This is a genomic window from Enterobacter hormaechei subsp. hoffmannii, assembly GCF_001729745.1.
In the GTDB taxonomy this organism is placed as follows: domain Bacteria; phylum Pseudomonadota; class Gammaproteobacteria; order Enterobacterales; family Enterobacteriaceae; genus Enterobacter; species Enterobacter intestinihominis.
Window position 1 is genome coordinate 1014676 of sequence record NZ_CP017186.1, and the last position, 26253, is coordinate 1040928.

Consider the following 26253-nt stretch of genomic DNA (forward strand, 5'->3'; position numbering starts at 1 on the left):
GATTAATCCTCCAGCGTGGCGTATTGCATGATTTTTTCCTGGGTGGCGTGCTCAGCGGCTATTTCGCCGGCAATGCGGCCGCTGCGCATCACGAGTATGCGGTCGCACATTCCTAATACTTCCGGCAGTTCGGATGAAATCATGATGATCGATTTACCTTTAGCGACAAGGCGATTCATTAATTCGTAGATTTCCAGCTTGGCGCCAACGTCAATTCCCCGGGTTGGCTCATCAAAAATTAAAATATCGGTGTCTTTGCAGACCCAGCGGGCAATAATGATCTTCTGTTGATTACCGCCGCTTAAATTCAGTGCCGCCTGTTCCAGATGTGGCGTTTTTATTCGCAGCGTATCCACCAGTTTCTGGCTGGACTCCCGGCAGCGTTTTTCATCAACATTACCTGCGGCGCCAGCGTAGTCCGGGTAATTGCCGAGCATAATGTTCATCTCAACAGAAAGGCCGAGGGCGAGTCCCTCTTTTTTGCGGTCTTCTGTTAAATAGCTGATGCCTTTTTCAATGGCGTCAGCCACGTCTTTAATACGTGTGGGGGTGCCGTTCAGCGTCAGGGTGCCAGCATCGATCGCATCGGCGCCAAACAGGGCCCGGCCCAGTTCAGTTCGGCCTGCGCCCATTAAGCCAGCGAGACCGAGGATCTCACCGCGCCAGAGGGTAAAGTTGATGTCATGCAGTACACCATTACGCGTCAGGCCGTTCACCTCCAGCACTTTTTCTCTGCGCTGATGCGGCGGGCGTTTTGGGTAGATGTTATCGAGATTGCGGCCAACCATCATGGCGATAAGCTCGCCGATCTGAACCGTTTCATAATCTACGGTGGCGATGTATTGTCCGTCGCGCATGACGGTCGCGCGATCGGCGATCAGCGCCAGCTCTTCCAGACGGTGCGAGATGTAGACAATCCCCGTGCCCTGAGCCTTGAGCATCCGCGTGACGTCAAACAAACTCTCGATTTCACTTTCGGTCAGCGCGGCGGTGGGTTCATCCATGATTAGCACTTTGGCATTGACCGAAATCGCTTTGGCAATTTCCACCATCTGCTGCTGGGCTACGGTTAATTCACTGACGCGGGCGTCCGGGGCGATTTTTAAATTCAGCGTGTGCAGTATTTTCTCAACCGCCTGTCGCTGGGCGCGTTTATCTAACTGCCAGCGACTATTTTTGCAGAATTCACGGCCAATAAAGATATTCTCTTCCACGGTTAAATCGGGGAAGAGATTAAATTCCTGATGGATAATCGTAATACCTGCATGCTGAGCACTTAGCGGATCGCTGAATGATACGGATTGCCCTTCAAAGCGAATTTCACCGGCATCAGGTTGGTAAACACCGGATAATATTTTCATCAGCGTCGATTTGCCGGCACCGTTTTCACCTAAGAGGGCATGAACTTCGCCGCAGCGTAAATCGAAATCAACCTGATTCAGCGCCAGCACGCCGGGAAAGCGTTTGGTAATGCGCGTCATCTGAATAAGAGTCTCTGACATTGCAAAATTCCTGTGTTGGAAAGGCAATGAATCACAAGCCACAGTGATTTAGTTAATAAGCTAACTCGACTTAGCTTTCGTCCTTAAAAGCTATTTTAGGGTTATAATTTAGCCAAATCATTTGTATTCAAATTGTGACGTCGTGCAAAGGTATTTTGTTATTTGATTGAATTTAAACGATATGTCTAGTTTTTGCTGAATCGTAATACCTGACACTGATCGAATTTTGACCTCTCATCGTGAAACTGCTCACAGATCCTGCACATTTATCTTGTCTCATTTTTAGTGTGAACCCTAAGCTAATTCGAGTTAGCAAATTTCACCACTTTCCGTTCACGGCGCTGCCTGGGCGCTTTTTCACGGCTATGCCCCTGAGACGGATAGGTTAACCAACGTGAGGAAGGGCTATGAAAACGATAAAAGCGTTACCCCGTATTGGCATTCGACCTGTTATTGATGGCCGCCGAATGGGCGTACGCGAGTCTCTGGAAGAGCAGACCATGAACATGGCGAAAGCCACGGCGGCGCTACTCAGTGAAAAATTACGCCACCCCTGCGGTACGCCCGTTGAGTGCGTAATTGCCGATAGCTGCATTGCCGGAATGGCGGAGTCCGCCGCTTGCGAAGAGAAGTTCAGCACGTGCCACGTTGGTCTGACGATCACCGTCACCCCCTGCTGGTGTTACGGGAGTGAAACCATTGATATGGATCCGCTGCGTCCGAAAGCGATCTGGGGCTTTAACGGCACCGAGCGTCCGGGGGCAGTATATCTCGCGGCGGCACTGGCGGCGCATAACCAGAAAGGGATCCCGGCGTTTTCCATATATGGCCACGATGTACAGGATGCGGGCGACGAGACCATCCCGGCAGACGTCGAAGAAAAATTGTTGCGCTTCGCCCGCGCGGGCCTGGCGGTCGCCAGCATGAAGGGGAAAAGTTATTTGTCGGTGGGCGGCGTCTCGATGGGGATTGCGGGCTCGATTGTCGATCACAACTTCTTTGAATCCTGGCTGGGGATGAAGGTGCAGGCGGTGGATATGACCGAACTGCGTCGCCGCATCGATCATAAGATTTACGACGAGCAAGAACTTGAGCTGGCCCTGGACTGGGCGCAAGCACATTTCCGTTTCGGCGAGGATAAAAACGCTGAGCAGTATCGTCGCAATGAACAGGAGAATGCCGCGATCCTGCGGGAGAGTCTGCTGATGGCGATGTGCATCCGCGACATGATGCAGGGTAACCCAAAACTCGCTGCGATGGGCCGCGTGGAGGAATCTCTGGGCTATAACGCCATCGCGTCCGGGTTCCAGGGACAGCGCCACTGGACGGATCAGTATCCAAATGGCGATACCGCAGAGGCGCTGCTGAACAGCTCCTTTGACTGGAACGGTATTCGCCAGCCGTTGGTGGTGGCGACGGAAAATGACAGCCTGAACGGGGTAGCAATGCTGTTTGGACATCTGATGACCGGTACAGCGCAAATCTTTGCCGACGTGCGCACCTACTGGTCGCCAGAGTCGGTTGAGCGTGTTACCGGCCAGAAACTCACTGGACGGGCTGAGCAGGGCATTATTCATCTGATCAACTCCGGCTCGGCGGCACTGGACGGTACGGCGGAGCAGAAAGATGCCGAGGGGAAACCGACCCTGAAACCACACTGGGACATTACTGAGCAGGAAGCCAACGCGTGCCTGGCCGCAACCCACTGGTGTCCGGCGGTGCATGAATACTTTCGCGGGGGCGGTTTCTCATCAAACTTCCTTACCCGAGGTGGCGTGCCATTTACCATGACCCGCGTAAACCTCATCAAGGGGGTGGGCCCGGTATTACAGATAGCGGAAGGCTGGAGTGTTGAGCTGCCGGAACAAGTACATGACATTCTGAATAAGCGCACCGATTCAACCTGGCCCACCACCTGGTTTGCCCCACGTCTGACCGGTAAAGGCCCGTTCAGCGACGTCTATTCAGTGATGGCGAACTGGGGCGCTAACCACGGAGTATTAACCGTCGGGCACGTCGGTGCTGATTTCATCACCCTGGCGTCCATGCTGCGCATTCCCGTGTGCATGCATAACGTACCGGAGGCGCTGATTTATCGGCCGACGGCCTGGGGCGCTCACGGTATGGATCCGGAAGGGCAGGATTACCGCGCCTGTGAAAATTACGGACCGTTATACAAACAATAAGCCGGTTTGCCAGCCTGCTCCGGCGGACTGGCAGCCTGTGGGGACCGCAATGAAAAAATGTTTTCTGGTTCTCGATTGTGGCGCGACGAACGTGCGCGCCATTGCGCTGGATCCTGAAGGGAATATTGTGGCGCGAGCCTCGGTGGCGAACGAAAGCGAAAGTGTCGCTGAAAATCCGGCCTGGCACCAGTGGTCGCTCGACGCCATCATGCAACGTTTTGCCGTCTGTTGTCAGAAAATCAGCGCAGTGCTGAGCAAGCATCAACTGTGCGGAATGAGTGTGACGACCTTTGGCGTGGATGGCGCGCTGGTAGATGAGCGGGGAGAACTGCTTTACCCGATCATCAGCTGGAAATGTCCACGAACCGTGCCGGTGATGGAAGCGGTTGCCCGTTTGTGCTCCCCGGCTGAACTACAGCAGATCACCGGCGTTGGGCAGTTTAGTTTCAACACGTTGTATAAGCTAGGCTGGCTTCAGGACAACCATCCCGATCTGTTACAGCGTGCTCACGCCTGGCTTTTTATCTCCTCGCTAATCAACCATCGCCTGACCGGAAAAATGACGACCGATCTCACGATGGCCGGTACCAGTCAGATGTTCGATCTGCATCAGCGGTGCTTCAGCGAAACGATCTTAAGCAAGATCGGCGTGCCTCATTCCCTTTTCCCGCCGCTGGTTTACCCCGGAGAGATGATGGGTGAACTGCAGCCCGACGCTGCATCCAGACTCGGATTGCCTTGCGGTGTGCCGGTGATCTCCGCCGGGCACGATACGCAGTTTGCCCTTTTTGGCGCCGGTGCGGGAATTAATGAGCCGGTTCTCTCTTCGGGAACCTGGGAGATTTTAATGGCGCGCACCTCGCAGGTTGATACCGCTTTACTGGGGCAATACCCGGGCGCGACCTGCGAACTGGATAGCCGGACAGGGCTCTATAATCCGGGAATGCAATATCTGGCGTCTGGCGTACTGGAGTGGATCCGCGCGCTGTTCTGGTCGCCTGATGTCAACTGGGACACTATTCTGGCTCAGGCGGCGGCAATTCCGTACGGGGCGGATGGCGTCACGATGAATACCCAGTTGCTCGATTCTCCGCTCGCTGGCTGGCAGGGCGTTACGCTCACCACCACGCCAGCCCATTTTTACCGCGCAGCCCTGGAAGGACTCACGGTGCATCTGCAAGAAAAACTCCAGGCGCTGGAGGCGATCGCGCAATTTAAGGCGCGTGAACTCCTGCTGGTGGGGGGAGGTAGCCGCAATATGCTGTGGAATCAGCTCAAGTCCAATGCGCTTGGGATCCCGGTGAAGGTTCTTGAAGATGCAGATACGACCGTGCTGGGGGCGTCTTTGTACGGATGGTGGGGCGTCGGAGAAACGGCCAGCGCTGAGGCTGCTCGCGATCGGGTCCACTATCGTTACCGTTATTTCTATCCTGAGGAGCAAAGCCGTGCTTAAAACGATATCCCCACTGATTTCACCCGAGCTGCTGAAAACGCTGGCAGAGATGGGCCATGGTGACGAGATTATTTTTGCAGACGCTCACTTTCCCGCGCACAGCCTGGGGCCAAAGACGATCCGCGCGGATGGCCTGCTCATCAGCGATTTGCTGGCCGCGGTGGTACCGCTGTTTGAACTCGACAGCTATGCGCCACCGCTGGTGATGATGGCCCCTGTCGACGGGGATACGCTCGATATACAGGTAGAAGCACGCTATCGCAACGCACTCTTTGGTGAGGCGGAAGGGGAGGGGATTACGCGTATTGACCGTTATGCGTTTTATGCGCGGGCACAGAAAGCGTACGCCATTGTGGTGACAGGCGAGACAGCGAAATACGGTAATATACTGTTAAAGAAAGGGGTTACGCCGTACCAATAAAAAACGCCGGGTTAAACCCGGCGTTTTCACTTCAGTCTTCTTACCAGACGTACGTCAGCAGGCTTTGTGAATCTGGCACCATGAAGTCTACGGACATCATCACGGACAGGGAGGTGATGGCGACAATCGAGAACACAAACAGCTTGCGTGCCCAGACCTTGTCATCTTCCACTTTGTAACCGCGCAGAGCCATGCCGAGCCACCAGACGCTCACCGCAGCGGCCACCACCAGATATTTATATCCGGCGTAACCGCCCAGAGAGAGCATCAGCGTTGCCACGGCAAAAGCGATGATGTACAGCGTGATGTGGTTTTTGGCAACTGAGATGCCTTTCACGACCGGCAGAACCGGAATGTTCGCTGCCTGATAATCCTTAAAGCGGAAAATCGCGATGGCGTAGGAGTGCGGCATCTGCCACAGGCTAAAGATAGCCAGCAGGATCAGCGCACCGCTGTCGAACTCGTTCGTGACGGCGCAGTAGCCAATCACCGGCGGCGCAGCGCCGGAGAGAGAACCAATCAGCGTGCCGTAGACGGAGTGGCGTTTCATATACAGGCTGTAGACGCCTACATACACCACGAACCCCATCACCCCCAGCCAGCAGGCCAGCGGGTTAGCACCAAACCACAGCAGCATAAAGCCAGCAATACCCAGCAAGGTGGCGTACACCAGCGAGACGGAAGGAGCAATCAGGCCTTTAACCAGCACCCGATTTTTGGTCCTTTCCATCTTCTTGTCGATATCCATGTCGATGTAGTTGTTAAATACACAACCGGACGCAACCACCAGTGACACACCGACCAGCGTGTAAATAAAGAGGGTGTAATCAATGCTGCCTTTAGAGGCCAGCAGGAACCCTCCGATTACGGAGATCAGGTTGCCAAAGATGATGCCTGGTTTCGTGACTTGCAGGTATTGCTTAAACATACTCGCCGCTCTTAGTGAACCATCATGTTGTAGTTAAGGTTCCACATAATCCAGATGGAACCGACTACCAGGATAGCGATGATAATCACGGTAAAGATAAAGGCCGTCATGTTCCAGCCTTCATCGGACTTGGTGTTCATGTGCAGGAAGCAAACCAGATGCACCAGAATCTGAATCACCGCGGTCACCAGGATTGCGCCCAGGATAACCGGCTTAGATGCAGAGCCGTTCATCACCATCCAGAACGGGATCACCGTCAGGATGATCGACAGGATGAAACCTGTCATGTAGGTTTTTACGCTGCCGTGGGAAGCGCCATGATCGTTAGAATGACTCATTACATCGCCCCCATCAGATAGACAACAGAGAACACACAGATCCATACCACGTCCAGGAAGTGCCAGAACAGGCTCAGGCACATGATACGGGTACGGTTAGTACTGGTCAGGCCGCGACGGGAGATCTGGAACATCAGCACTGCCATCCAGATCAGACCCGAGGTCACGTGCAGACCGTGGGTGCCGACCAGCGCGAAGAACGCTGACAGGAAGCCACTGCGATCCGGACCAAAGCCTTCCGCAATCAGGTGATGGAATTCATAGATTTCCATCCCGATAAAGCCAGCACCAAACAACCAGGTCAACGCCAGCCAGGAAACAACCTGGCTTTTGTTGTTTTTGTACATGGCGATAGCCGCCATGCCGTAGGTGATGGAGCTGAATAACAGCAGTGCGGTTTCAACCAGAACGAACGGCAGTTCAAAGATGTCCTTACCGGTCGGGCCGCCCGCTGTGCCGTTCACCAGAACGGCATAGGTTGCGAACAGACAGCAGAACAGGATGCAGTCGCTCATCAGGTAGATCCAGAAACCGAAGACTTTCGTCGGTCCTGTATCATGGTGCGCATGTTCATGCGCGTGGGCAGTCGAGTGCGCCAGAGTATCAGTTGCCATTTTTCAGCCCCGCTTTAGAAATCTCGTCAAAATGCTGGTTTTCCAGCTTTTCAACTTCACGGACTGGTACGTAGTAGTCCACGTCCTCGTCAAAGCTCTTCACAATCCAGCTGATTACGATGCCAGCGAAGCCAACAATCGCCATCCACCAGATGTGCCAGATCATTGCGAAACCAAATACCGTTGCGAAGGCGGCAATCACGATGCCCGCACCGCTGTTTTTCGGCATATGGATCTCTTCGTAATGTTCAGGTTGCTTGTACGCTTCACCTTTTTCTTTCATTTCCCAGAATGCGTCACGCTCATGAATGTGCGGCACTACGGCAAAGTTATAGAACGGAGGTGGAGAAGAGGTAGACCACTCCAGCGTACGGCCACCCCACGGGTCACCGGTCAGGTCGCGGTTCAGGTTACGGTCACGGATAGACACGTAGTACTGAATCAGCTGGCACAGGATACCGCAGGCAATCAGCGCGGCGCCGCCCGCTGCAATCATCAGCATCGGATGGAACTGCGGATCGATCTGCTGGCTCAGACGACGGGTCATCCCCATGAAGCCCAGCACGTACAGCGGCATAAACGCCACGAAGAAGCCGATGATCCAGAACCAGAAGGCGCGTTTGCCCCATTTTTCGTTCAGGGTGAAACCGAACGCTTTTGGCCACCAGTAGGTCACACCTGCGAAGCAGCCGAAGACGACGCCGCCGATGATAACGTTATGGAAGTGCGCAATCAGGAACAGACTGTTGTGCAGGACAAAGTCAGCGCCTGGAACCGCCAGCAGCACGCCGGTCATCCCACCTACGGAGAAGGTCACGATGAAGCCGATGGTCCACAGCATCGCTGAGTGGAACTGGATACGGCCCTGGTACATGGTGAACAGCCAGTTGAAGATCTTAACCCCGGTCGGGATCGCGATAATCATAGTGGTAATACCAAAGAAGGCGTTTACGTTGGCGCCCGCACCCATGGTGAAGAAGTGGTGCAGCCAGACGATGAACGACAGGACGGTAATACACACGGTTGCCCACACCAGAGAGGTGTAACCAAACAGACGTTTACGCGAGAAGGTTGCCGCGATTTCGGAGAACACACCGAACACCGGCAGAACCAGGATGTACACTTCCGGGTGACCCCAGGCCCAAATCAGGTTGATGTACATCATCATGTTGCCACCCATATCATTCGTGAAGAAATGGGTACCCAGATAGCGATCCAGGGTCAGCAGCGCGATGGTGACGGTCAGAATTGGGAACGACGCGATAATCAGGACGTTGGCGCACAGAGATGCCCAGGTAAATACTGGCATCTTGAACATCGTCATACCTGGTGCACGCATCTTCAGGATGGTCACGAAGAAGTTAATACCGGTCAGGGTGGTACCGACACCGGAGAGCTGAAGCGCCCAAATCCAGTAGTCAACGCCCACGCCCGGACTGTACTCAATTCCCGAAAGTGGCGGGTAGGCCAGCCAGCCGGTCTGAGCAAATTCGCCCACACCCAGTGACAGGTTAACCAGGATAACGCCGACAACGGTGAACCAGAAGCTCAGGTTGTTCAGGAACGGGAACGCAACGTCGCGCGCGCCGATTTGCAGCGGAACGACAACGTTCATCAGACCGATTACCAGCGGCATCGCCACGAAGAAGATCATGATAACGCCGTGAGCGGTAAAGATCTGATCGTAGTGGTGCGGTGGCAGGAATCCGGCTTCGCCCGCAGACGCAAGCGCCTGCTGGCTACGCATCATGATTGCATCCGCAAAGCCACGAATTAACATGACGATACCGACGATGCAGTACATGATGCCGAGTTTTTTGTGGTCAACCGAAGTCAGCCACTCGTTCCACAGGTAGCTCCACTTACCGAAGTAAGTGATCAGGCCAACTAAGGCCGCGCCACCAATGATAATTGCAGCAATCGTAACCATGATAATGGGTTCATGGTACGGCACCGCATCCAATGTCAATTTTCCGAACATTTTCTTCCTCGGCCCCTTAGTGAGCGGTTTCCGCGTGGCTCATGTCCATGCCTTCCATACCCTGGTGCGTGTTGTGCTCGCCTTCAGGCTGGGTCATGTCCATGCTCATGCCGTGATCCATAAATTTGCCAATAACATCTTTGAACAGATTCGGTTTCACGTTAGAGAAGTACTCCACCTTGTTGTATTCGCTAGGTGCAGCCACTTTTTCGAACGCCGCCATGTCAGACATGGTGTTTGGAGACTGCTTCGCTTTTGCAACCCACTGGTCGAAAGTCGCGCGGTCTGGCGTAGCGATAGCTTTGAACTTCATACCCGAGAAGCCCGGGCCACTATAGCTGGCGGAGATACCGTCGTAGGTGCCTGCTTCATTCGCAATCAGATGCAGGTTAGTCTGCATACCGGCCATCGCGTAAATCTGGCTGCCCAGACGTGGGATGAAGAAGGAGTTCATTACGGAGTTGGAGGTCACTTTGAACTGAACCGGAGTGTTCGCCGGGAAGGCGATTTCATTCACGGTAGCAATGCCCTGTTCTGGATAGATGAAGAACCATTTCCAGTCCATGGAGACCACTTCAATGGTAATGGGTTTTTCATCGTGAACCAGCGGTTTGCTCGGCTCAAGTGCGTGAGTGGTTTTCCAGGTCAGTACAGCAAGGAACAGGATGATCAGAATAGGTACCGTCCAGACCACAGCTTCCACTTTATTGGAGTGTGACCAGTTAGGGCTATACTTCGCATCTTTATTGCTCGCACGATACTTCCAGGCGAAACCAACAGCCATCAAGATGGCAGGAATAACCACAATCAACATCAGGCCAAAAGCCGTCAGTATCAATGAACGTTGTTCCAGTCCAATCTGTCCTTTGGGGTCTAGTAGTGCAGAATCGCAGCCACTGAGTAATACAGTGCCTGCGAATAATGACAACCATCCCAAACTTTTATTGTATTTCCTGAGTCTCATTTAACGACCTCAATTCCACGGGAGTCTGGTGGCGTTTAAAGTGTGGGGGCATTTTACGGGAAGGTTACATTACTGTAAACATCATTAGCCCTGTGTCAGGAAGGTGTTACTGGGTTCTGCCGCACATGTCACAAGTGTTGCAAATTATGTCGCGTTTCCAGACGGAAGCCGCACGGAGTGGGCGTTATAACGAAAGGGTGCCCCAGCATACCGCAAAAGGGACAATTGGTATAACCATTGCGAAAAACACACAATTAGTTAACAATTAATTATCAATAAAAAGACAACTAAAAAACGAAAATTCAATGTTTCGAATGCTGAATCGTTTAATGAAAAATAGCGTAGCGAAATAAGCTCCAATAATTTCCGAATGCTATCCCGCACAAAACAACAAATATTTTTTTGTCGATGGCGGTTATTTCACCGTTATAATTTCGGGCTGTTATTACAACGGGAAATAACCTTTCGCTTTTTACTTCATGTCATCTGCGTCTTTCGTAATGACATGAAATCCAGCATCCCACCCGTCAGGATCCCCGCCAGAGCGAGAAACACACCTGCATCAAGCAGAAGGGTTTCAAAAGGAAGTGACAAGTCGGTAGTCGCATTCATGATGAGCACCGTGAGCCACCCTACCAGGGCAAAACAACCTGCCATTAGCAGACGCAGGGCAAACCGATAGGCAGCGTGATATTCCGTGCGCGGCATGAAGTGTTCCGTCCGCTGGGTATATTCCAGCGTCTGGCGACAGACCAGCAGCAATAAAATCCCCGGCACGGCCGCCACCACCGAGAAGAGATAAAAGGTCGGCCAACCGTAGGCTTCAACAAACCAGCCCGCGACGGGGCCAACGTATACGCGCCCGACGGCGGAAAGGGCAGAGAGCAGCGCAAACTGGGTAGCGGAAAATGACTTATTGCACAGCGTCATCAGCAGGGCGACAAATGCCGCAGTGCCCATACCGCCGCACAGGTTCTCACAGAATACCGCCGTCCCCATACTGATCATATTCTTGTCGGTGATCGACAGCAGCCAGTAACCGGCATTCGATGCGCCCTGAAGGATGCCAAATATCAGCAGAGCGCGGAACAGCGTCAGGCGCTGCATCAATACGCCGCCGTACAGCGCGCCGACAATCGTGGCAAACAGCCCCAGGGTTTTGTTCACCACGCCGACCTCGCCCGCATCAAACCCGACGCCGCGGATCAGGAAGGTAGTGGTCAGACTCATGGCGAAAGCGTCGCCAAGCTTATAAAGGACAATAAGCAGCAGGATCAGCCAGGCATTATTGCGACCAAAGAAGTCGCGCAGCGGTGCGGCGACGGCCTGCTCCAGCGAGCGTGGAACCGGGATCACATCGCTCGGTTCAGGCGCGAATAGGGTGGCAATAATGCAGGGGATCAGCAGTGCGGCCATCAGCCAGTACATGCCCTGCCAGCCGAGATAGCGGTCAGCAAGCCACAGTGCGAGTCCGCCGGAAACCAGCATACCCAGGCGGTAGCCGAGCACGCTGATTGCCGCACCGGCGCCACGCTCTTCTGCTGGCAGGACGTCCGTTTTCCAGGCGTCAAAAACAATGTCCTGCGAGGCGGAGCAGAAGGCGATGACCACCGCAAGCGCGGCCATCCAGCGCAGCTGCGTTGACGGTTCAAGGAAACCCATTGCGGCAATGGCCAGCAACAGCAGCACCTGCGTCATCACTAACCAGCCGCGACGGCGCCCGAGGAACGGTGGGGTATAGCGATCCATCACTGGCGACCACAGGAACTTAAAGACGTAAGCCTGGCCGACGAGCGAGAAGAAACCAATGGTTTTAAGATCGATGTTCTCAACCGTCATCCACGCCTGTAACGTGCCGGAGGTGAGCGCAAGGGGTAAACCGGAGGCGAAACCCAGGATCAGCAGAATAGCTGATTTCGGTTGCTGGAAAATGCGTAAGTAGTGACTGGACATGTTCTTATGAACTGACCCGGTGAAGCACCGGGTCAGTCAGCAGGATTAACGTGCGTTCTGCTTGATGAAGTCGTGAATGCTGGTGTCCTGTGCCATGTCGGCAATGGTGTCAGTCAGCACGCTGTTAACCGCGTTAGCGATATTTTTGTTGGAGGCCTGGAATGCGCCTTCAACGGAATAGCTTGCACGGTAGTTTTTGTTCATCTTGTTGCCGTTCTTCGCGGTAGCGATGATGGAGATATCGGCTTTGGTCGCAATGTTGTAGCGAACGTTACCCTGGGAGACGTCAGCGTACAGGTTGTTCACGATGATTTGCAGATCAACCGCGCCGCTTGGGCCAATCATGTAGCCACGGGAGGTCATCTGTTTTTCCAGTACTTCCTGCAACAGGAAGCGCAGGTCGCGGGAAGCGGTCAGCGTAACCTGCTGGTTGTCGCGAGTCACTTTCGCCAGCGCCTGGTCCTGACGCTGATCGGCGCCATTAATGCTGACCGTCACGCCCATCAGGCTTGGATCCTGCTGAGGCAGGGTAATTTTTGGTGAAACGTCAATGGTCGTCGGCGGGGTTGCGCAACCGGCGAGCATAAAGAGTGCTACCAACGGAAAGAAGATTTTTTTTAACATTTTCGGGTTCTCAACGAATCGTAAGCAAAGAGAGAAAAATTGCCGCCATCATAACATCGCCAACGGCCAGGGGAAGTGGTCAACGCATGTAAATTCATCGCCTTGTCCGAAAACTGACCACCTTTCCGCTTTTCTCTGCCTGTAAGTGACAAAACGTATGAACCTCATAGTGAACTTCATCCGTTTGGATGAGAAAATCAGACGAAAGCTAAATATTTGTTGTCACGGTGTAATGGAACCGGTAAAAGCGGCTAATATTTAAAGGGATGGGTGACATCTTAGCGTTGTCGGAGGAGTGATTTCATGATGATACGTGAACAGATAGAAGAAAAATTAAGGGCAGCGTTCAACCCTGTGTTTCTCGAAGTTGTCGACGAAAGCTATCGTCATAACGTGCCGGCAGGTTCTGAAAGCCACTTCAAAGTGGTTCTGGTCAGCGATCGCTTCACGGGAGAACGTTTCCTGAACCGACACCGCTTGATCTACAGCACCTTGACGGAAGAACTCTCCACAACCGTACATGCGCTGGCGCTGCATACCTACACCATTAAGGAATGGGAAGGGCTGCAGGATACGGTATTCGCATCACCGCCTTGTCGGGGTGCAGGCACCATCGCCTGATAAATCGGATTTGCAACCGCCGGAGTTTTTCCAGTATGTTGCTTACAGATTTCGTCAAAACGGCCTTCGGGCCGTTTTGTTTTGTCTGAGTTTTGAGCGGATGGCGCGTTTTTAAGGCTAAAAATAGCCTTAAAGTGTGAAAAAAGCCGCAGCAACATGCTCCAACCGTTCTCGACTCACCTAAGTGATGCCGCTATAATGCCGCGTCTTATTGAATGTCTTCGGGATGATTCTGGCGACAGGGAATGTGAATCTGCACATAAGAGAGCATCCCGGTATAACAGACAGATTCAGAGTTGACCGAGCACTGTGATTTTTTTGAGGTAACAAGATGCAAGTTTCAGTTGAAACCACTCAAGGCCTTGGCCGCCGTGTAACGATTACTATCGCTGCTGACAGCATCGAAACTGCTGTGAAAAGCGAGCTGGTCAACGTAGCAAAAAAAGTACGTATTGACGGCTTCCGCAAGGGCAAAGTACCAATGAATGTTGTTGCTCAGCGTTATGGCGCTTCCGTGCGTCAGGATGTGCTGGGTGAACTGATGAGCCGCAACTTTATCGACGCGATCATCAAAGAAAAAATCAATCCAGCCGGCGCGCCAAACTACGTTCCAGGTGAATACAAGCAGGGCGAAGACTTCACCTATTCCGTAGAGTTCGAAGTGTACCCGGAAGTTGAGCTGAAAGGTCTGGAATCAATCGAAGTTGAAAAACCGATCGTTTCCGTGACTGACGAAGACGTTGACGGCATGCTGGATACCCTGCGTAAGCAGCAGGCGAACTGGAAAGAGAAAGAAGGCGCTGTTGACGCGGAAGACCGCGTAACCATCGACTTCACCGGTTCAGTAGACGGCGAAGAGTTCGAAGGCGGTAAAGCGTCTGATTTCGTACTGGCGATGGGCCAGGGTCGTATGATTCCAGGCTTCGAAGACGGTATCAAAGGCCACAAAGCAGGCGAAGAGTTCACCATCGACGTGACCTTCCCTGAAGAATACCACGCTGAAAACCTGAAAGGTAAAGCAGCGAAGTTCGTCATCAACCTGAAGAAAGTTGAAGAGCGCGAACTGCCAGAACTGACTGAAGAATTCATCAAGCGTTTCGGCGTGGAAGATGGTTCTGTTGCGGGTCTGCGTGCTGAAGTGCGTAAAAACATGGAGCGCGAGCTGAACGGCGCTGTACGTAACCGCGTGAAGTCTCAGGCGATTGAAGGTCTGGTGAAAGCGAACGACATCGACGTTCCTGCTGCCCTGATCGACAGCGAAATCGACGTTCTGCGCCGTCAGGCTGCACAGCGCTTCGGTGGCAACCAGCAGCAAGCGATGGAACTGCCACGCGAGCTGTTCGAAGAGCAAGCGAAACGTCGCGTTGTTGTTGGCCTGCTGCTGGGCGAAGTGATTCGTACCCACGAGCTGAAAGCTGACGAAGAGCGTGTGAAAGGCCTGATCGAAGAGATGGCTTCTGCATACGAAGATCCATCAGAAGTGATCGAGTTCTACGGTAAGAACAAAGAGCTGATGGACAACATGCGCAACGTTGCACTGGAAGAGCAGGCTGTTGAAGCGGTACTGGCGAAAGCGAAAGTAACCGAAAAAGAGACCTCTTTCACCGAACTGATGAACCAGCAGGCGTAATTTCGCCCCAACGGTTTAAAGTTTGAACAAAAAACCCGTTGCCCTCCGGCGACGGGTTTTTTTTATCACAGCTTTAGTCCTGGAAGGGTGCTAAAACGCCCTTTCAGTGTTAGCGTTACAACAAAACGTTGTTATGCTTGAAATAGGGCATGGCGACCCCCATTAGTATGTAATCACGATGATTGAGACTGGCTGATAATCCGTCCATAAGGTTACAATCAGTACAGCAGGTGTTTTCAATTTTGAACCAGGAGACGGAAATGTCATACAGTGGCGAACGAGATAACTTTGCACCCCATATGGCGCTGGTGCCAATGGTTATTGAACAGACCTCACGCGGTGAGCGATCTTTCGATATCTATTCCCGTCTGCTCAAGGAACGCGTTATCTTTCTGACCGGCCAGGTGGAAGACCATATGGCTAACCTGATCGTGGCGCAGATGCTGTTCCTGGAAGCGGAAAACCCGGAAAAAGACATTTACCTGTACATCAACTCGCCGGGCGGTGTGATTACGGCGGGCATGTCTATTTATGACACCATGCAATTCATCAAGCCGGATGTCAGCACCATCTGTATGGGACAGGCGGCGTCCATGGGGGCTTTCCTGTTAACCGCAGGGGCGAAAGGTAAGCGTTTCTGCCTGCCTAACTCCCGCGTGATGATTCACCAGCCGCTGGGTGGTTACCAGGGCCAGGCGACGGATATTGAAATCCACGCCCGAGAAATTCTGAAAGTAAAAGCGCGCATGAATGAACTTATGGCGCAGCATACGGGTCAACCACTCGAGCAGATCGAGCGCGATACCGAGCGCGATCGCTTCCTGTCTGCACCTGAGGCAGTTGAGTACGGCTTAGTCGACTCCATTTTGACCCATCGTAATTGATGCCCGCGACGCGAGTGTGCCGCTATACTAATTTAGGGCGGCACGTTGCCTGTAAGCAGCTTGCGTCTGAGTATGGCATTTGCGTCGTCATGTGCGGCACATAGAACTTAAAAAGAGGTTTGGACTCATGACAGATAAACGCAAAGATGGTTCGGGCAAACTGCTGTACTGCTCTTTTTGCGGCAAAAGCCAGCATGAAGTGCGTAAACTGATTGCCGGGCCGTCCGTGTATATCTGCGACGAATGCGTCGATTTATGTAACGACATCATTCGCGAAGAGATTAAAGAAGTCGCGCCGCACCGTGAGCGCAGCGCGTTACCAACGCCACACGAGATTCGCCACCACCTGGACGACTATGTCATTGGTCAGGAGCAGGCGAAAAAAGTGCTGGCGGTGGCGGTATACAACCACTACAAGCGTCTGCGTAACGGCGATACCAGCAATGGCGTGGAACTGGGCAAAAGTAACATTCTGCTGATCGGGCCTACGGGTTCCGGTAAAACGTTGCTGGCGGAAACGCTGGCGCGCCTGCTGGATGTTCCGTTCACCATGGCGGATGCCACCACCCTGACCGAAGCCGGTTATGTGGGCGAAGACGTTGAAAATATTATCCAGAAGCTGCTCCAGAAGTGCGATTACGACGTACAGAAAGCCCAGCGCGGGATCGTCTATATCGATGAGATTGACAAAATCTCCCGTAAATCAGACAACCCATCCATCACCCGTGACGTCTCGGGCGAAGGCGTGCAGCAGGCGCTCCTGAAGCTGATTGAAGGTACGGTTGCGGCTGTTCCACCGCAGGGTGGGCGTAAACATCCGCAGCAGGAATTCTTGCAGGTTGATACCTCCAAGATCCTGTTTATCTGTGGTGGTGCGTTTGCAGGCCTGGATAAAGTGATCTCTCACCGTGTGGAAACCGGCTCCGGCATTGGTTTTGGCGCAACGGTGAAAACTACGTCTGAAAAACCAAACGAAGGTCAGCTGCTGGCGCAGGTTGAACCGGAAGATCTGATCAAATTTGGTTTGATTCCGGAATTTATCGGCCGTCTGCCGGTTGTGGCGACCCTGAACGAACTGAGCGAAGACGCGCTGATTCAGATCCTGAAAGAGCCGAAAAACGCGCTGACCAAGCAGTATCAGGCGCTGTTTAATCTGGAAGGCGTTGAGCTGGAATTCCGTGACGAAGCACTGGACGCGATTGCCAAGAAAGCGATGGCGCGTAAAACCGGTGCCCGTGGCCTGCGTTCTATCGTGGAAGCAGCATTGCTCGACACGATGTACGATCTCCCTTCTATGGAAGATGTCGAAAAAGTCGTGATCGACGAGTCCGTCATTGGTGGCCAGACCAAGCCGTTACTGATTTACGGTAAACCGGAAGCGCAGCAGGCATCTGGCGAATAATTCACCATTTCATACAATCAGTTAATCAAAAAGGGGGGATTTTATCTCCCCTTTACTTTTTCCGTATTCATGGCGTTGAATGTATGGGAAACATCCCCATATACTGGATTACATGTTAATGGTTGTGTGAAGCACAGTTACATGACCAGTTTACCTGGCGGACACTAAACTAAGAGAGAGCTCTATGAATCCTGAGCGTTCTGAACGCATTGAAATCCCCGTATTGCCGTTGCGCGATGTGGTGGTTTATCCGCACATGGTCATACCCTTATTTGTAGGGCGGGAAAAATCTATCCGTTGCCTCGAAGCCGCCATGGATCATGATAAAAAAATCATGTTGGTTGCGCAGAAGGAAGCATCAACGGATGAGCCGGGTGTAAACGATCTTTTCACCGTCGGGACCGTGGCCTCTATTTTGCAGATGCTGAAGCTGCCAGATGGCACCGTGAAGGTGCTGGTGGAAGGCTTACAGCGCGCGCGTATTACCACTCTGTCAGACGATGGCGAGCACTTCTCTGCGAAGGCAGAGTATCTTGATTCACCGGAACTTGATGAGCGCGAGCAGGAAGTGCTGGTACGCACCGCGATCAGCCAGTTTGAAGGCTACATCAAGCTGAACAAGAAAATCCCACCTGAAGTGCTGACGTCGCTGAACAGCATCGACGATCCTGCACGTCTGGCGGATACCATCGCTGCGCACATGCCGCTGAAGCTGGCTGACAAACAGTCCGTGCTGGAAATGTCCGACGTTAACGAACGTCTGGAATACCTGATGGCGATGATGGAGTCTGAGATCGATCTGCTCCAGGTTGAGAAGCGCATTCGCAACCGCGTCAAAAAGCAGATGGAAAAATCGCAGCGTGAGTACTATCTGAATGAGCAAATGAAAGCCATTCAGAAAGAGCTCGGCGAGATGGACGATGCGCCGGATGAAAACGAAGCGCTGAAGCGTAAGATCGACGCGGCGAAGATGCCGAAAGAGGCGAAAGAGAAAGCCGAAGCTGAGTTGCAGAAGCTGAAAATGATGTCTCCGATGTCGGCGGAAGCGACCGTTGTACGCGGCTACATTGAGTGGATGGTTCAGGTTCCATGGAATGCCCGCAGCAAGGTCAAAAAAGACCTGCGTCAGGCACAGGAAATCCTCGATACCGACCACTATGGCCTGGAACGTGTGAAAGACCGCATTCTTGAGTACCTCGCGGTACAGAGCCGTGTGAACAAAATCAAAGGTCCAATCTTGTGCCTGGTAGGGCCTCCAGGGGTGGGTAAAACCTCTCTGGGCCAGTCCATCGCCAAAGCGACCGGACGTAAGTACATCCGTATGGCGCTGGGCGGCGTGCGTGATGAAGCGGAAATCCGCGGTCACCGCCGTACCTATATCGGTTCTATGCCGGGCAAGCTGATCCAGAAGATGGCGAAAGTGGGCGTCAAAAACCCGCTGTTCCTCCTCGACGAGATCGACAAAATGTCTTCGGACATGCGTGGCGATCCGGCGTCGGCGCTGCTGGAAGTGCTTGATCCAGAGCAGAACGTGGCGTTCAGCGATCACTATCTGGAAGTCGACTACGACCTGAGCGATGTGATGTTCGTGGCGACCTCCAACTCCATGAACATTCCGGCACCGCTGCTGGACCGTATGGAAGTGATCCGTCTGTCCGGTTATACCGAAGACGAGAAGCTGAACATTGCTAAGCAGCACCTGCTGCCGAAGCAGATTGAACGTAACGCGCTGAAAGCTAACGAGCTGACCGTTGAGGACAGCGCTATTGTCGGCATTATTCGTTACTACACCCGTGAAGCGGGCGTGCGTAGCCTTGAGCGTGAGATCTCTAAACTGTGCCGTAAGGCGGTTAAGCAGCTGCTGCTGGATAAGAGCCTGAAGCACATCGTGATTAACGGCGACAATCTGCATGCTTACCTCGGCGTTCAGCGCTTCGACTATGGCCGTGCGGACAACGAAAACCGCGTTGGTCAGGTGACTGGACTGGCGTGGACGGAAGTGGGTGGCGATCTGCTGACCATTGAAACCGCCTGTGTACCGGGTAAAGGCAAGCTGACCTACACTGGCTCGCTCGGTGAAGTGATGCAGGAGTCCATCCAGGCAGCGTTGACCGTGGTGCGTGCGCGCGCGGAAAAACTGGGTATCAACCCGGATTTCTACGAAAAACGCGACATTCACGTTCACGTTCCGGAAGGGGCGACGCCGAAAGATGGCCCAAGCGCGGGTATTGCTATGTGTACGGCGCTGGTTTCCTGCCTGACGGGGAACCCGGTCCGTGCTGATGTGGCCATGACTGGTGAAATTACGCTGCGTGGTCAGGTACTGCCCATCGGCGGGTTAAAAGAAAAACTGCTGGCGGCACACCGTGGTGGGATCAAAACCGTATTGATTCCTTACGAGAATAAACGCGATCTGGAAGAGATTCCGGACAACGTTATTGCCGATTTGCAGATCCATCCGGTTAAACGCATTGAGGAAGTTCTGACTCTCGCACTGCAAAATGAACCGTCCGGAATGCAGGTTGTAACCGCAAAATAGTGACCTCGCGCAAAGAGCGCTAATAAAAACAAGGCTGGTAAGTCATTTCGTACTTGCCAGCCTTTTTTTGTATAGCTAATTTAGATTGCTGATTGGGTTAGCCATCAACAACGGGTGTTGTAAGGTCATAGCAGGACTGATATAACTGCTGCGCGGTCGCGCTGTGAAGGATTCAGGTGCGATATAAATTATAAAGAGAGGAAGAGAACAGTGAATAAATCTCAACTGATTGACAAAATTGCTGCGGGTGCTGATATTTCTAAAGCTGCAGCTGGACGTGCTTTAGATGCTTTAATTGCTTCTGTTACTGAATCTCTGCAAGCTGGGGACGACGTTGCACTGGTAGGCTTCGGTACTTTTGCGGTTAAAGAGCGTGCTGCCCGTACTGGCCGCAACCCGCAGACCGGTAAAGAGATCACCATTGCTGCCGCTAAAGTGCCGGGTTTCCGTGCAGGTAAGGCGCTGAAAGACGCAGTAAATTGATTGCTTTCCCGCTCCAGGGAAGCTGAAAAGTACAAGGGCGCATCGTTTGATGTGCCTTTTTTGTTTGTCCAGACCTGATTTGTGCGAGTTTATACGAGTTGTGGGCTGACAATTGCCCTGTTTTCTTGTCACAATACGCCTTTACGCGCGACGGTCAGGATTTTCCGTCAGCGTCAGGTAACCAGTCACCTACAGCGGAGTGTTGTTACACCATGATGGACAGCTTACGCACGGCTGCTAACAGTCTCGTGCTCAAGATTATTTTCGGTATCATTATCGTGTCGTTCATATTGACCGGTGTGAGTAGTTACCTCATCGGCGGTGGCGCGAACTACGCCGCAAAAGTGAATGGCCAGGAAATTAGCCGTGGGCAGTTCGAGAACGCTTTTGCTGGTGAACGTAACCGCATGCAGCAACAGCTGGGCGACCAATACTCTGAACTTGCAGCCAACGAAGGCTATATGAAAAACCTGCGTCAGCAGACGCTGAACCGCCTTATCGACGAAGCGCTGCTGGACCAGTACGCGAAAAGCCTCGGTCTGGGCATCAGCGATGAGCAGGTTAAAAAAGCCATCTTCTCGACGCAGGCTTTCCAGTCTAATGGGAAGTTCGACAACGCGCGTTACAACAGCATTGTTAACCAGATGGGGATGACGGCTGACCAGTACGCACAGGCGCTGCGTAACCAGTTGACCACGCAACAGCTGATCAACGCGGTGGTGGGCACCGATTTCATGCTGAAAGGCGAAACTGAAGCGCTGGCGGCACTGGTGGCGCAGCAACGCGTGGTGCGTGAAGCGACGATTGATGTCAATGCACTGGCGGCGAAACAGCAGGTTAGCGACGCTGAAGTTAATGCTTACTACGAGCAAAACAAGAACAACTTCATCTCTCCTGAACAGTTCCGCGTAAGCTATATCAAGCTGGATGCTGCCGCGATGCAGAAAAACGCGACTGACGCCGAGATCCAGTCTTATTACGACCAGCATCAGGATCAGTTCACTCAGCCGCAGCGTAACCGTTACAGCGTGATCCAGACCAAAACGGAAGCAGAAGCAAAAGCCGTGCTGGACGAGCTGAACAAAGGCGCTGATTTCGCGACCGTGGCGAAAGCAAAATCCACCGATATTATTTCTGCCAAAAACGGTGGTGATATGGGCTGGCTGGAAGATTCCACTACCCCGGACGAGCTGAAAAATGCGGGTCTTAAAGAGAAAGGCCAACTGTCTGGTGTAATCAAATCCTCCGTTGGCTTCCTGGTGGCGCGTCTGGACGATGTCGTGGCGGCGAAAACCAAGCCGCTGGCTGACGTTCGTGATGATATCGCTGCGAAAGTGAAGCAGGAGAAAGCGCTGGACGCCTTCTATGCTCTGCAACAGAAAGTGAGCGATGCCGCAAGCAACGACAACGAATCACTGGCGGGCGCTGAGCAGGCTGCTGGCGTGAAAGCGGTTGAGACGGGCTGGTTCAGCCATGAAAATCTGCCGGAAGAACTGAACTTCAAACCGGTTTCAGATGCCATTTTCAATGGTGGTCTGGTAGGTGAGAACGGTACGCCGGGCAGCAACTCAGACATCATTACCGTTGACGGTGACCGTGCGTTCGTACTGCGCGTCAGCGAGCACAAAGCCGAGGCAGTGAAGCCCCTGGCGGAAGTGAAAGATCAGGTGGTGGCGCTGGTCAAACACAACAAAGCGGCACAGCAGGTAAAACTGGATGCAGAGAAAATTCTGGCCGATCTGAAAGCCGGTAAGAACGATGCACTGAAAGCGGCTGGCCTGAACTTTGGCGAAACCAAAACGCTGAGCCGTACCGGTCAGGATCCTGTCAGCCAGGCGGCGTTTGGTCTGAGCCTGCCGGCGAAAGACAAACCTGTCTTTGGCACCACGACCGATATGCAGGGTAACGTGGTGATTCTGGCGCTGGATGAAGTCAAAGCCGGCACGCTGCCAGACGCGCAGAAGAAGGCCATGGTTCAGGGAATTACCCAGAATAATGCCCAGATTGCTTTCGAAGCGATGATGAGCAACCTGCGTAAAGAAGCCAAAATCAAGCTGGGTGATGTGGTGACCCAGGAGCAATAATTACGTACCTGCTCGCAGATTTTCGTAACGCTCTGCAAAAACTAAAGGCCGCTTTCGCGGCCTTTAGTTTTTGCAATCTGCTGTTTGTCCCTGTTTTCTCGTACGGCTATCGTGGCGTGGCTGTCAACAAACAAGGAGAAAACAGCATGAAATGTGGAATCAAAGCACTGTTAATTACACTGGCTATTGCCACTTCCGGGATGAGTGCGGGCGCGCTGGCGGCGTCGCCCTCGGCTAAAGCGCAGGCTGCACAGACCAAAACAGACTCAGCTGCGCAGGCTTATACGCAATCAAAAGCGACTGATGCCGGTAAAAGTGCAGAGGATGACGGTACGCGAGTCAGCATCAATTCGGCATCGGCAGAAGAGCTCGCGCGCGTGATGAACGGTGTGGGACTTAAAAAAGCCCAGGCCATTGTTAGCTACCGCGAGGAGTACGGTCCTTTCAAAACCCTTGACGATCTCAAGCAGGTGCCGGGTATGGGCAGCGCGCTGGTTGAGCGCAATCTCGCACACCTGACGCTGTAATCGCGTAATCACTTGCACTGCGGCAAAAATTTGCCAGGATAAAGAGGTCATACCAGTTATGACCTCTGAACCTATAACAACGAAAGGCTATTGCGCTATGCAGACACAAATCAAAGTCCGTGGTTATCACCTCGATGTTTACCAGCACGTCAATAACGCCCGCTACCTTGAATTTCTTGAAGAGGCGCGCTGGGATGGCCTGGAGAACAGCGAAAGCTTCCAGTGGCTGACCGCACACAACATCGCGTTTGTGGTCGTCAACATCAACATTAACTACCGCCGCCCGGCTGTGCTTGGGGATGTGCTCACCGTGACCAGTGAGGTCCAACAACTGAATGGCAAAAGTGGTGTATTGAGCCAGGTCGTCACGCTTGAGCCAGAAGGGCAGGTGGTGGCCGATGCGCTGATCACCTTTGTCTGTATCGATCTCAAAACCCAGAAAGCGTTGCCGCTGGAAGGGGAGTTGCGCGAAAAGCTGGAGCTGATGATCGCATAAGTAATATTCAGGAATGCCCGCGCTGTCGACTCCTGTTGTACGACAGCGCGGACAGTTAGCCCTTATTTCAGACCGGTCTTTTTCTGCATCGCGGCCATCACGCCCGCTTTATCCGCAAGATAATGATTCAGACCGTTCGCGCGCAGGTTACAGGCGGCACACTGCCCGCAGCCGTCCCCTTTAATGCCGTTGTAGCAGGTCAGGGTCTCGTTGCGAACGATATCCAGCTTGCCCCAGTAGTCGGCCAGCGCCCAGGTTTCGGCTTTATCCAGCCACATCAGCGGCGTTTCGAAGCGGGTCTCTTTTGCCATACCCAGATCGACGGCGTGATTGAGTGCTTTCACGAATTCATCCCGACAGTCCGGGTAGCCAGAGAAGTCGGTCTCACATACGCCCGTGATCACCGCTTCGGCTTTCACCTGGTAGGCATAGATTGCCGTCAGGGTCAGGAAGAGAATATTACGCCCAGGTACGAAGGTATTCGGAATGCCGCTGGCATCCGGTTCGTAATCAGGCACCGGAATGCTGTCGCGGGTGAGGCTGCTGACGGCCAGTTCATTTAACAGCGTCACGTCCAGCACTTTATGAGCGCGGGCGCCCAGTTTGAGGGCCAGTTCACGAGCGACATCGATTTCAGCGCGATGACGCTGACCATAATCAAAAGTGACGCAGTGCACTTCATCATACTGGTGAAGTGCCTGAATCAGGCAGGTTGTGGAATCTTGTCCTCCGCTGAACACGACGACGGCACGTTTCATAGATCATCTCGACAGTTACGGTAAAAGCGTCATGTTAACGCCTGGCTAAAGCGGCGACCAGCTTCTTCACGCGTTTGGTGGAGGAAGCCAGGCTTCGGTGAAGTCAAACCAGCCGCGAGTGTTAAGGCGTATTCCGTTGACGCCCGGAGGAGCGCTGATTTGATACTGGTAGTTAAAGAGCGGTGTCAGGACGGCTGTCTCCATTAATCGGCTGAAGATAGCCTGAAGTCCTGCGTGTCGGTCACGTTCGTCGGCCTGCGTCTGCACCGCATCCAGTGTGGCCTGCAAATGGGCGTATGCCGGTGCGCTCAGCAGATGCGGCCAGAGCGCATCGCAGCGGAGCCATTGCTCAAGGGTGTACGCTGGCGCTTCGCCAATCAGTCTGTCTCCCATCATGATGTCTGCATCGGCAAGCTGCTGGCAACCGTCCCACGTCTTGGCGTCGTGAAAGATGACGGTCAGTTCACAGCCCTGCCGCGCAAGGTATGCTTTTAACTGGCTGGCCATGGTGTGAAGCTCAACCGGCAGGTGGTAGACAAGCGTCAATGCCTCTGGCAGCACAACGTCGGTTAAATCAGGCCATTGGGGGATCGCCCAGCCGGGAAGCAGTTCTTCGGTAGGAGTGATGAGCCCTTCGTTCAGGGGAAGCGTGTGAAGCAGCGTTGAGAGATGAATGATATTAATCAGCCGCTTTGCCTGAAGCTCGCTCAGACGCGGACTTTGTTTCAGCGTGAGGTAGCAGAAGCCCAGACTGGTGCTGTTACTCACCAGCCGCAGGCTGGTCAGCTCGTCGGCCTCGCCAATGGCGATTTGCACCGGGTGGCGACAGCTGGTGCCCAGACTGTAGTCAAAAAGCTGGGGCGTGATCCAGTACTCGATAGCCTTAAGTAACGGATGACCAAGGTGATACTGCTCGTGGCTTTCCAGACGCACCAGTTCAGGCTCAAAAACGCTCAGCCGAAAGGGACCACTGCCCACCACGGGGTAATCAGGATGCGCCAGACGGCTACAGTAGGTTGCCAGCCTGTGCGCCAGCCAATAGTCAGGTTGATGGAGAATAAACGTCAGGCTTTGCGGATGCGTGGTTTCGATACGTAAGACGCTGCGGAAAAGCGTGTCCATGCCGGGCTGCGATAGCAGCGCCGTCAGGCTTTGCCTGAGCTGTGCCGTCTCTATTTTATCGCCGTTATGCCAGTGCAGGGTGGAGCGTATGTAGAAATGCCAACGTAGGCCGTCAGCGGAGACTTCCCAGTGATGCACCAGATCGCCCGTGGGTTCACTGCTGTTACCATTAAAACGCGTCAAACCAGAGAATACCTGTCCCGCCAGATGCTGCTCCGCCCGGCCAGGGAGAAACCCCGGCTGAAGCGGCTCCAGCGAGCGATAGTAGGGAATACGCAGCGTCGGCGTATCGTTCTGCCATTGCCCGCCCATAAACGGATGCAGCAGCGATCGCAAATCTTCAGGCGCGAGCTGGGCCAGCTCCAGCGCGTTGTGCTGCTGTCCACTTTTCAGGGCCTCTTCCATCATCGTATTACGCAACGAATCCGGGGTGACGTGAAAGCGTAATTCCCCACGCTTTCCTCGTCCGGAGCGGGCGTGCCAGCTTAGCCAGCCCGCCTCCTGCGCCTGGCGCAGCAGGGTGCGTACATGTCGCTCGCTGCAAAAGCAGCGGCTGGCAAGTTCACTGATGGTCACCTGCTGCGTTGCGCCGGCGGAGGGGTGCCACAGACGCTGATACTGGTTAAGACGGTTAAGCTGGCGCATGAAAAACCCGGAACAATAATTATCATCTATTCACTATTACTTCCGTATATCTCACGTAATACTGATGCACAAGTTAACCGCATCACATTTCGGGAGTA

22 protein-coding genes are annotated in these 26253 nt (G+C 53.4%); 12 read left to right on the forward strand and 10 right to left on the reverse strand.

Features of this window, described 5'->3' with window-relative positions:
* Nucleotides 1-2: 2 nt before the first annotated feature.
* The gene (locus BFV65_RS04720; protein WP_022647238.1) at nucleotides 3-1502 is read right to left on the reverse strand and encodes a sugar ABC transporter ATP-binding protein; all 1500 of its coding nucleotides are present in this window, start codon (nucleotides 1500-1502) and stop codon (nucleotides 3-5) included.
* 407 nt (nucleotides 1503-1909) lie between these two features.
* Here BFV65_RS04720 and fucI point away from each other — a divergent pair, with 407 nt between their 5' ends.
* Genes fucI through fucU form a run of 3 tightly spaced genes read left to right on the forward strand, consistent with a single transcriptional unit; the run spans nucleotide 1910 to nucleotide 5562 of the window.
* Nucleotides 1910-3688, forward strand: coding sequence for an L-fucose isomerase (gene fucI, locus BFV65_RS04725; protein ID WP_069596293.1), 1779 nt, complete (start codon nucleotides 1910-1912; stop codon nucleotides 3686-3688).
* A 49-nt stretch (nucleotides 3689-3737) separates the two neighbouring features.
* Nucleotides 3738-5141 (forward strand): L-fuculokinase, encoded by a 1404-nt coding sequence (gene fucK / locus BFV65_RS04730; RefSeq protein ID WP_069596294.1) that lies wholly within the window; start codon nucleotides 3738-3740, stop codon nucleotides 5139-5141.
* Entirely contained in the window at nucleotides 5134-5562 is a 429-nt protein-coding gene (gene fucU / locus BFV65_RS04735; protein ID WP_069596295.1) for an L-fucose mutarotase, read from the forward strand. Before fucK ends, fucU begins: the two co-directional genes overlap by 8 nt.
* A 40-nt stretch (nucleotides 5563-5602) precedes the next feature.
* On the opposite strand, the gene cyoE is transcribed toward fucU, so the two are convergent.
* The 7 genes from cyoE to BFV65_RS04775 form a co-directional block, all read right to left on the reverse strand.
* Nucleotides 5603-6490 (reverse strand): heme o synthase, encoded by an 888-nt coding sequence (gene cyoE, locus BFV65_RS04740; RefSeq protein ID WP_022647242.1) that lies wholly within the window; start codon nucleotides 6488-6490, stop codon nucleotides 5603-5605.
* 11 nt (nucleotides 6491-6501) lie between these two features.
* The gene (locus BFV65_RS04745; protein ID WP_006809888.1) at nucleotides 6502-6828 is read right to left on the reverse strand and encodes a cytochrome o ubiquinol oxidase subunit IV; all 327 of its coding nucleotides are present in this window, start codon (nucleotides 6826-6828) and stop codon (nucleotides 6502-6504) included.
* Nucleotides 6828-7442: a cytochrome o ubiquinol oxidase subunit III gene (locus BFV65_RS04750; RefSeq protein WP_022647243.1), complete on the reverse strand. Its 615-nt coding sequence runs from the start codon at nucleotides 7440-7442 to the stop codon at nucleotides 6828-6830. Before BFV65_RS04750 ends, BFV65_RS04745 begins: the two co-directional genes overlap by 1 nt.
* Nucleotides 7432-9423: a cytochrome o ubiquinol oxidase subunit I gene (gene cyoB, locus BFV65_RS04755; protein WP_006809887.1), complete on the reverse strand. Its 1992-nt coding sequence runs from the start codon at nucleotides 9421-9423 to the stop codon at nucleotides 7432-7434. Before cyoB ends, BFV65_RS04750 begins: the two co-directional genes overlap by 11 nt.
* A gap of 16 nt (nucleotides 9424-9439) precedes the next feature.
* Nucleotides 9440-10387 carry a cytochrome o ubiquinol oxidase subunit II gene (gene cyoA / locus BFV65_RS04760; RefSeq protein WP_006809886.1) on the reverse strand — a complete coding sequence of 316 codons (948 nt, stop codon included), beginning with the start codon at nucleotides 10385-10387 and terminating at the stop codon, nucleotides 9440-9442.
* Nucleotides 10388-10864: 477 nt separating this feature from the next.
* Nucleotides 10865-12340 carry a muropeptide MFS transporter AmpG gene (ampG, locus tag BFV65_RS04770; RefSeq protein ID WP_069596296.1) on the reverse strand — a complete coding sequence of 492 codons (1476 nt, stop codon included), beginning with the start codon at nucleotides 12338-12340 and terminating at the stop codon, nucleotides 10865-10867.
* Between the two features lie 45 nt (nucleotides 12341-12385).
* Complete coding sequence (locus tag BFV65_RS04775) at nucleotides 12386-12964, reverse strand: lipoprotein (RefSeq protein ID WP_022647246.1); 579 nt, start codon at nucleotides 12962-12964, stop codon at nucleotides 12386-12388.
* Nucleotides 12965-13267: 303 nt separating this feature from the next.
* On the opposite strand from BFV65_RS04775, the gene bolA reads away from it, so the two are divergent.
* The 9 genes from bolA to BFV65_RS04820 all read left to right on the forward strand — a co-directional run bounded on the left by bolA (nucleotide 13268) and on the right by BFV65_RS04820 (nucleotide 23630).
* Nucleotides 13268-13585, forward strand: a complete 318-nt coding sequence (bolA, locus tag BFV65_RS04780; protein ID WP_003859051.1) for a transcriptional regulator BolA — start codon at nucleotides 13268-13270, stop codon at nucleotides 13583-13585.
* A gap of 331 nt (nucleotides 13586-13916) precedes the next feature.
* Nucleotides 13917-15215 carry a trigger factor gene (gene tig, locus BFV65_RS04785; RefSeq protein ID WP_006809881.1) on the forward strand — a complete coding sequence of 433 codons (1299 nt, stop codon included), beginning with the start codon at nucleotides 13917-13919 and terminating at the stop codon, nucleotides 15213-15215.
* 260 nt (nucleotides 15216-15475) lie between these two features.
* Nucleotides 15476-16099 carry an ATP-dependent Clp endopeptidase proteolytic subunit ClpP gene (gene clpP, locus BFV65_RS04790; protein ID WP_006809880.1) on the forward strand — a complete coding sequence of 208 codons (624 nt, stop codon included), beginning with the start codon at nucleotides 15476-15478 and terminating at the stop codon, nucleotides 16097-16099.
* Nucleotides 16100-16226: 127 nt separating this feature from the next.
* Nucleotides 16227-17501 carry an ATP-dependent protease ATP-binding subunit ClpX gene (clpX, locus tag BFV65_RS04795; RefSeq protein WP_069596297.1) on the forward strand — a complete coding sequence of 425 codons (1275 nt, stop codon included), beginning with the start codon at nucleotides 16227-16229 and terminating at the stop codon, nucleotides 17499-17501.
* A 184-nt stretch (nucleotides 17502-17685) separates the two neighbouring features.
* Nucleotides 17686-20040, forward strand: coding sequence for an endopeptidase La (gene lon, locus BFV65_RS04800; protein ID WP_006809878.1), 2355 nt, complete (start codon nucleotides 17686-17688; stop codon nucleotides 20038-20040).
* A 210-nt stretch (nucleotides 20041-20250) separates the two neighbouring features.
* Nucleotides 20251-20523: a nucleoid-associated protein HU-beta gene (gene hupB, locus BFV65_RS04805; RefSeq protein WP_002444653.1), complete on the forward strand. Its 273-nt coding sequence runs from the start codon at nucleotides 20251-20253 to the stop codon at nucleotides 20521-20523.
* 212 nt (nucleotides 20524-20735) lie between these two features.
* Nucleotides 20736-22607: a peptidylprolyl isomerase gene (ppiD, locus tag BFV65_RS04810; protein ID WP_069596298.1), complete on the forward strand. Its 1872-nt coding sequence runs from the start codon at nucleotides 20736-20738 to the stop codon at nucleotides 22605-22607.
* 146 nt (nucleotides 22608-22753) lie between these two features.
* Nucleotides 22754-23134, forward strand: a complete 381-nt coding sequence (locus BFV65_RS04815) for a helix-hairpin-helix domain-containing protein (RefSeq protein ID WP_038415510.1) — start codon at nucleotides 22754-22756, stop codon at nucleotides 23132-23134.
* 97 nt (nucleotides 23135-23231) lie between these two features.
* Nucleotides 23232-23630 (forward strand): YbgC/FadM family acyl-CoA thioesterase, encoded by a 399-nt coding sequence (locus BFV65_RS04820; RefSeq protein ID WP_017694410.1) that lies wholly within the window; start codon nucleotides 23232-23234, stop codon nucleotides 23628-23630.
* 62 nt (nucleotides 23631-23692) lie between these two features.
* Here the strand turns inward: BFV65_RS04820 and queC are convergent, their stop codons facing one another.
* Both queC and BFV65_RS04830 read right to left on the reverse strand, forming a co-directional pair.
* A complete protein-coding gene (queC, locus tag BFV65_RS04825; protein WP_022647250.1) occupies nucleotides 23693-24388 on the reverse strand; it encodes a 7-cyano-7-deazaguanine synthase QueC in 696 nt (231 codons plus the stop codon).
* A gap of 66 nt (nucleotides 24389-24454) precedes the next feature.
* Nucleotides 24455-26155, reverse strand: a complete 1701-nt coding sequence (locus BFV65_RS04830; RefSeq protein ID WP_069596299.1) for an SgrR family transcriptional regulator — start codon at nucleotides 26153-26155, stop codon at nucleotides 24455-24457.
* Nucleotides 26156-26253: the final 98 nt, after the last annotated feature.

What these genes read in the sequence shown, in the direction of transcription:
- lon (WP_006809878.1), top strand. Translation starts at nt 17,686, where the DNA reads ATGAATCCTGAGCGTTCTGAACGCATTGAAATCCCCGTATTGCCGTTG.
- ampG (WP_069596296.1), bottom strand. Translation starts at nt 12,340, where the DNA reads ATGTCCAGTCACTACTTACGCATTTTCCAGCAACCGAAATCAGCTATT.
- ppiD (WP_069596298.1), top strand. Translation starts at nt 20,736, where the DNA reads ATGATGGACAGCTTACGCACGGCTGCTAACAGTCTCGTGCTCAAGATT.
- BFV65_RS04745 (WP_006809888.1), bottom strand. Translation starts at nt 6,828, where the DNA reads ATGAGTCATTCTAACGATCATGGCGCTTCCCACGGCAGCGTAAAAACC.
- clpX (WP_069596297.1), top strand. Translation starts at nt 16,227, where the DNA reads ATGACAGATAAACGCAAAGATGGTTCGGGCAAACTGCTGTACTGCTCT.
- clpP (WP_006809880.1), top strand. Translation starts at nt 15,476, where the DNA reads ATGTCATACAGTGGCGAACGAGATAACTTTGCACCCCATATGGCGCTG.
- queC (WP_022647250.1), bottom strand. Translation starts at nt 24,388, where the DNA reads ATGAAACGTGCCGTCGTCGTGTTCAGCGGAGGACAAGATTCCACAACC.
- BFV65_RS04720 (WP_022647238.1), bottom strand. Translation starts at nt 1,502, where the DNA reads ATGTCAGAGACTCTTATTCAGATGACGCGCATTACCAAACGCTTTCCC.
- BFV65_RS04750 (WP_022647243.1), bottom strand. Translation starts at nt 7,442, where the DNA reads ATGGCAACTGATACTCTGGCGCACTCGACTGCCCACGCGCATGAACAT.
- bolA (WP_003859051.1), top strand. Translation starts at nt 13,268, where the DNA reads ATGATGATACGTGAACAGATAGAAGAAAAATTAAGGGCAGCGTTCAAC.
- cyoE (WP_022647242.1), bottom strand. Translation starts at nt 6,490, where the DNA reads ATGTTTAAGCAATACCTGCAAGTCACGAAACCAGGCATCATCTTTGGC.
- BFV65_RS04775 (WP_022647246.1), bottom strand. Translation starts at nt 12,964, where the DNA reads ATGTTAAAAAAAATCTTCTTTCCGTTGGTAGCACTCTTTATGCTCGCC.
- cyoA (WP_006809886.1), bottom strand. Translation starts at nt 10,387, where the DNA reads ATGAGACTCAGGAAATACAATAAAAGTTTGGGATGGTTGTCATTATTC.
- BFV65_RS04820 (WP_017694410.1), top strand. Translation starts at nt 23,232, where the DNA reads ATGCAGACACAAATCAAAGTCCGTGGTTATCACCTCGATGTTTACCAG.
- fucI (WP_069596293.1), top strand. Translation starts at nt 1,910, where the DNA reads ATGAAAACGATAAAAGCGTTACCCCGTATTGGCATTCGACCTGTTATT.
- BFV65_RS04815 (WP_038415510.1), top strand. Translation starts at nt 22,754, where the DNA reads ATGAAATGTGGAATCAAAGCACTGTTAATTACACTGGCTATTGCCACT.
- tig (WP_006809881.1), top strand. Translation starts at nt 13,917, where the DNA reads ATGCAAGTTTCAGTTGAAACCACTCAAGGCCTTGGCCGCCGTGTAACG.
- cyoB (WP_006809887.1), bottom strand. Translation starts at nt 9,423, where the DNA reads ATGTTCGGAAAATTGACATTGGATGCGGTGCCGTACCATGAACCCATT.
- BFV65_RS04830 (WP_069596299.1), bottom strand. Translation starts at nt 26,155, where the DNA reads ATGCGCCAGCTTAACCGTCTTAACCAGTATCAGCGTCTGTGGCACCCC.
- fucK (WP_069596294.1), top strand. Translation starts at nt 3,738, where the DNA reads ATGAAAAAATGTTTTCTGGTTCTCGATTGTGGCGCGACGAACGTGCGC.